The organism is Haladaptatus sp. W1, assembly GCF_001723155.1.
Taxonomy (GTDB): domain Archaea; phylum Halobacteriota; class Halobacteria; order Halobacteriales; family Haladaptataceae; genus Haladaptatus; species Haladaptatus paucihalophilus.
In genome coordinates this window covers 1-5032 of sequence record NZ_MEIH01000363.1, presented here as the reverse complement: position 1 = coordinate 5032, position 5032 = coordinate 1, and the positions used below count along the sequence as shown (strand labels likewise).

The 5032-nt window shown below is 64.2% G+C and carries 7 protein-coding genes; 4 read left to right on the top strand and 3 right to left on the bottom strand.

The genetic code is table 11. The annotated features are described in order from the left end of the window. The coding region (locus BG842_RS21605) for a hypothetical protein (RefSeq protein ID WP_069452411.1) at positions 1–233 on the bottom strand (233 nt) is incomplete at its 3' end. Positions 234–442: 209 nt separating this feature from the next. Here BG842_RS21605 and BG842_RS21600 point away from each other — a divergent pair. From BG842_RS21600 to BG842_RS32615, 4 genes are all read left to right on the top strand, one after another. Beyond that, positions 443–1039, top strand: coding sequence for a sulfite oxidase-like oxidoreductase (locus tag BG842_RS21600; protein WP_069452410.1), 597 nt, complete (start codon positions 443–445; stop codon positions 1037–1039). A gap of 33 nt (positions 1040–1072) precedes the next feature. After that, positions 1073–2401 carry an isochorismate synthase MenF gene (locus tag BG842_RS21595; protein ID WP_069452409.1) on the top strand — a complete coding sequence of 443 codons (1329 nt, stop codon included), beginning with the start codon at positions 1073–1075 and terminating at the stop codon, positions 2399–2401. Further along, on the top strand, positions 2398–4149 hold the full coding sequence (gene menD / locus BG842_RS21590) for a 2-succinyl-5-enolpyruvyl-6-hydroxy-3-cyclohexene-1-carboxylic-acid synthase (RefSeq protein WP_069452408.1): 1752 nt from the start codon (positions 2398–2400) through the stop codon (positions 4147–4149). The genes BG842_RS21595 and menD overlap by 4 nt, the downstream gene beginning before the upstream one ends. Before the next feature lie 67 nt (positions 4150–4216). Further along, a complete protein-coding gene (locus BG842_RS32615) occupies positions 4217–4348 on the top strand; it encodes a hypothetical protein (protein WP_256388564.1) in 132 nt (43 codons plus the stop codon). A 31-nt stretch (positions 4349–4379) separates the two neighbouring features. On the opposite strand, the gene BG842_RS21585 is transcribed toward BG842_RS32615, so the two are convergent. Both BG842_RS21585 and BG842_RS21580 read right to left on the bottom strand, forming a co-directional pair. Then, complete coding sequence (locus BG842_RS21585; protein ID WP_007978606.1) at positions 4380–4637, bottom strand: hypothetical protein; 258 nt, start codon at positions 4635–4637, stop codon at positions 4380–4382. A gap of 38 nt (positions 4638–4675) precedes the next feature. Beyond that, on the bottom strand, positions 4676–5032 hold a 357-nt coding region (locus BG842_RS21580; protein ID WP_175424244.1), incomplete at its 5' end, for a tripartite tricarboxylate transporter permease.

Genomic DNA, 5032 nt, shown 5'->3' with positions numbered 1-5032 from the left:
AACATCTGGTCGAGCGAGTTGATGATGCTGCTCGGTTTCAACGACTCCATTCGCTGCTCCATTCGTTTCTGGTTGAAGTAGCTCGCGAACGCGAGGATGGTCGGCGGCCAGAGGCCGATGAAGAGTCCGCGCTCGCGGTTCCCCCTGACGAAGAACTGGTGCCACGAGAGGAGCACCGATGCCGCCGACGCGAGTATCGCAATGTCGGTCGTCGATTCCTGTGCCGCACCCATCACTGGACGTTCTTGTGCTTCCGTCTGCTGTTCTGTCTGGGACATGCGACTGTCCGTTGTGTCACGTCGGTCTTTGTTATTCAGTCGGTACCGAGCGGCGAATCCGCCCCGACCGAGGATACGACGATTACCCGACGACTAGCCCGCCCTTACCCCCGCGGCTGACCGCAGTCGGTACATCTACCTTTCCCGCTCCCCAGCGTTCGACCATGAGCGTTACGGACAAGACGGACATCCATCGTGAGTTCGACGGACAGCGATTGCCGCCGGGACAGCGCGAGACGAGCAAGTTTCCCGTCCTCTCGAAGGGGAGCACCCCGGAGTGGGACCCCGAGACGTGGGAGTTCTCGGTCACGGGTGCGGTCGAGAACGAACGTACCTTCTCGTGGGAGGAGTTCCGGGACCTGCCGAACGAGACGCAAAAACAGGACTTCCACTGCGTCACCGGTTGGAGCAAGTTCGACTGCGCGTTCACGGGCGTCACCTTCCCGACGCTCGCGGAACTCGCCGGAGTGGACGAGGACGCGGTTCACGTCATGTTCTCGGCCCTCGACGGCTACACGACCAACCTCCCGCTCGACGAGTGTATGCGCGACGACATGCTGTTCGTCTGGAACTACGACGGCGAGCCGCTTCGTCACGAGCACGGCGGGCCGCTCCGGGTGGTCACGCCGCACAAGTACGCCTATAAGGGGGCGAAATGGGTGGACGGAATCGAGTTCCTCACGGAACCGGAGCGCGGGTACTGGGAGAAACGGGGGTACTCCAACACCGCGAACCCGTGGAACGAGGAGCGATATAGTTAGGCTGAAGGGTCAGCGTTCCCGAGTTTCCATTAAATGCCACCGCACCGTGACGGTCAACTGTCGGCGGGTTCTCCGCTCGTAACTCGAACGTGCCGAGTACCCGACGTTTCGTTTCGCTCGTTTCTCGCCGGTCGGGCGGCACCGCGTCTCTATTGGACGTCGTCTGATGGACTCGAAATCGCCGCGAGCGGCGCGGTTGCCCGTCTCACCGCGGACGGTGAACGCCGATTCGACGAGATTCGAGAACGCGCCGACGAACTCTTCGAAGCCGTCGACCGGGACGACGGCCCCGACGCCGCCCGTCCGCGTCTGTTCGGTGGGTTTTCGTTCAGCGCGGAACACGAACCCTCACCTCCGTGGGAGGGATTCCCCGGTGCGGAGTTCGTCTTGCCCCGCGTCCAACTGACGCGAACCGAGAACGAAACGTGGCTCTCCGTGTCCGCCCGCGATACGGCGGAAGCGACCGTCGAAGAGACGCTCTCCGAGATACGCGCGGAAATAGAGGCGCTCCCGGAGATGCGCCCCAGCGGCGACTCGCCGGGCATCGAATCGACGCACCCCGCCACGGCACGCGACGAGTGGTGTTCACAGATACGCCACGCGACCGAGCGAATCCGAGAAGGGGAGCTGAAGAAAGTGGTCATCGCAACCGCGTTGGAGGTCGAACTCGCCGAATCCGTCGATGTGCCGGACATCCTCGAACGGTTGCGAACGTCGTACCCCGAATGCTACCGGTTCCTCATCCAACCCTCTTCGTCGGGCGGCTTCTTCGGCGCGCCGCCGGAACGCCTCGTCTCACTGCGCGGACAGACGGTCGAGACCGAGGCGCTCGCCGGGTCGATAGGTCGGGGAGAGACGCCGGAGGAGGACGACGAACTCGCCGCGGAACTCGCCGACAGCGAGAAAGTCCGCGAGGAGCACGAACTCGTCGCCAAAACGATCCGCGAGGGGCTCGAACCGCTCGCATCGTCGGTCACGGTCGGCGACCGGCGATGCAAACGACTGTCCAACATCCAGCACCTTCAGACGCCGATTTCGGCCGAACTCGACGCCGACGAGCACGTCCTCTCGGTGGTCGAGGCTCTACACCCGACTCCGGCCGTCGGAGGACTGCCGCTGGCGGACGCCATGCGAACTATCCGGGAGACGGAACGCTTCGACCGCGGGTGGTACGCCTCGCCGGTCGGGTGGTTTGACGCCGACGGCGACGGGGAGTTCGCGGTCGGCCTCCGCTCCGGCGTGGCGGGTGACGGCCGCGTGACCCTCTTCGCCGGAAACGGTATCGTCGCCGACAGCGACCCGGAAGCGGAGTGGGACGAAGTACAGCTGAAATTCCTGCCGATTCTGAACGAACTCGAATGACGTATCCCAACCGAAACACGCTGTGGGCCGAAACGTTCGTGGACGAGTTGGCCGCCGAGGGCGTCGATGCCGTCTGCCTCGCTCCCGGGAGTCGCTCGACGCCGCTGACCGTCGCGTTCGCCAAACACGACGACATCGAGGTATTTTCCCATCTGGACGAGCGGTCGGCAGCCTTCTTCGCCCTCGGCCGGGCGAAACGGACCGGAAAACCGACCCCCATCGTTTGTACGTCGGGGACTGCGGCGGCGAACTTCCATCCCGCCGTCATCGAAGCGGACAGGGCGCGGGTCCCAATGCTCGTGTGCACGGCCGACCGACCGCCGGAACTCCGCGATAGCGGCGCGAACCAGACCGTCGATCAGGAGAAACTGTACGGCGACGCCGTTCGCTGGTACACAGACGTGGCCGAACCGGAAGCGACCGGGCGAAAACTCCGCTACCTCCGGACGACGGTGGCCCGAGCGCTCGGGTCGGCAACCGGGACGCCGCCGGGACCGGTCCATCTCAACTTCCCGTTTCGAAAGCCGCTCGAACCGGTCGAAGTCGAGGGCGACGTTCCCGACTCGTTCGAGGCCGACAATCCGCTCGCCGCCGAGGGTCGTGACGGCCCGTTCGTCACCGTCTCACAGGGCGTCCCGGAGCTCGATTCCGACGCGCGCTCCCGACTCGTCGATGCCGTACGCCACGCCGAGCGCGGTCTGTTGGTGGCCGGTCCCGCAGACGGACCGACCCCGGAGCGCTCCGCGCTGGCGGCGCTGGCCGACGCGACCGGGTTTCCCGTGCTGGCCGACCCGCTCTCGGGCCATCGGTTCGGACACGACGGAGCCATCGTCGGCGGCTACGACTCGTACCTCGTTCCCGACGTGACCGAGGCGTGGCCCGACCCCGACGTCGTGATTCGGTTCGGCGCGTCGCCGACCTCGAAAACCCTTCGTCGATACCTCGAACGTACCGAAATCCGACAGTTCGTCGTTGACCCGGCGGGTGGCTGGCGCGAAGCCACCTTCACCGCGACGGACCTCCTCGTGGCGGACCCGACGCGGTTGGCCCGCCGACTCGCCGACGAACTCGAACCGCAAAACGCGAACGAGACGTGGACGGCGCGATTCGAACGCGCCGAGTCCGCACACTGGTCGCTCGTGTCGGACTCCGCGGAGCACTTCGAAGGCAACCTGCTCGCGTCCGTCGCAAAGCTCGTTCCCGACCCGACGACGCTGTTCGTCTCCAACAGCATGCCGATTCGGGATTTGGACCGGTTCGCTCGCCCCCGCTCCACCGACGTGACGGTGCTCGGTAACCGAGGGGCAAGCGGTATCGACGGTATCATCAGTTCGGCGCTCGGTGCCGGAAGCGCGACGGACGACCCGCTCGTCCTCGTTACCGGCGACCTCGCCTACTATCACGACATGAACGGGTTGCTCGCGCTCGAACGCTGTGGGGTGGACGCGACCATCGTCGAAATCAACAACGACGGCGGCGGCATTTTCCACATGCTCCCAATCGAATCCTTCGACCCGCCGTTTACCGACCAGTTCCGAACGCCGCACGGACTCGATTACTCGGCGACGGGCGACCTCTACGGACTGGACTTCGAACGCGTCGAGACGCTTCCCGCGTTCCGGGACGCGTTTTCGAACTCCCTCGATAGTTCGGGAACGAACGTCATCGAAGTCCGCACGACCGCTGAAACGAGCCACCGGATTCGGGAGGCGTTACAGGACCGCCTCGTCGCTGAACTCTCTGCCTAATTTTCGCCGAAGATACTTGAGAAAGGTTGGGGAGTTACGTCTGTGAATGCGCCGGTAGATAGTTTTCGTGAGCGAAACAGCCACCGAGTCGAAGCAACTCGTAACCTTCCTTCGGGAACACGTCGGGACCTCCTTCGAAGCATTCGCGGTGCAAAACACGTTCCTCGGCCGCTGTCTCGACGTGATGAGGGAAGAGTGACGCGCGTCACCCGCACGTTCGAGTGAGTTTTCTATCGCTCCCGCTCCCGGTCTCGTTCCCGTTCCTGCCGTTCGGTTTCGTCGGTTCCTTCGAGTTCCGTTCGTAGTTCCGCCACCTCGTTTTTGAGTTCGTCCACGTCTTCCTTCGTCGCCCTGCTCCCGCCCGCCCGACGGTAGAGCAGAAACAAGCCACCGAAGATGGTCAACGGTATGCCGAACAGCATGATAGCCGTGATGAAAATGACGATCAGTTCCGCACCACCGGGAACCGGACCGAACAGGGGAATCATACTGCCCGGTTGACAACCGAGCGGCAAAAGTCTCGTGGTCACACACCCACGATAAGCGGCCCTATCAGTACCCCCATCAAATGCACTCGCCGACAGCCCAGTCGCGGCGGGAGCAGGCCGAGAACGGCGCTGCAGACGAACAGTCCGATTCCGATGACTCCGGCGAACAGGAACGAAGCCGCGACCAACAGACCGAGGACGGCGACCGACAGTCGTTGGTAGTCCATCCTACCGACCGTTTCGAGGTAGGTGTCGCCGAGCACGAGGACGAGAACGAACCCGACGACTCCGGCGACGGCGGCGCTGACGAGGAGTTCCGGAAGGTCGAGCGGTGCGTTCGTCTCCCGAAGGGCGACCATCACGCCCGTTCGGGGCGTGTCGAGCGAGACGAGGGC

Bases quoted from the DNA above. Each gene is read 5' to 3' on its own strand.
- menD (WP_069452408.1), top strand. From the start codon at position 2,398: ATGACGTATCCCAACCGAAACACGCTGTGGGCCGAAACGTTCGTGGAC.
- BG842_RS21585 (WP_007978606.1), bottom strand. From the start codon at position 4,637: ATGATTCCCCTGTTCGGTCCGGTTCCCGGTGGTGCGGAACTGATCGTC.
- BG842_RS21595 (WP_069452409.1), top strand. From the start codon at position 1,073: ATGCCACCGCACCGTGACGGTCAACTGTCGGCGGGTTCTCCGCTCGTA.
- BG842_RS21600 (WP_069452410.1), top strand. From the start codon at position 443: ATGAGCGTTACGGACAAGACGGACATCCATCGTGAGTTCGACGGACAG.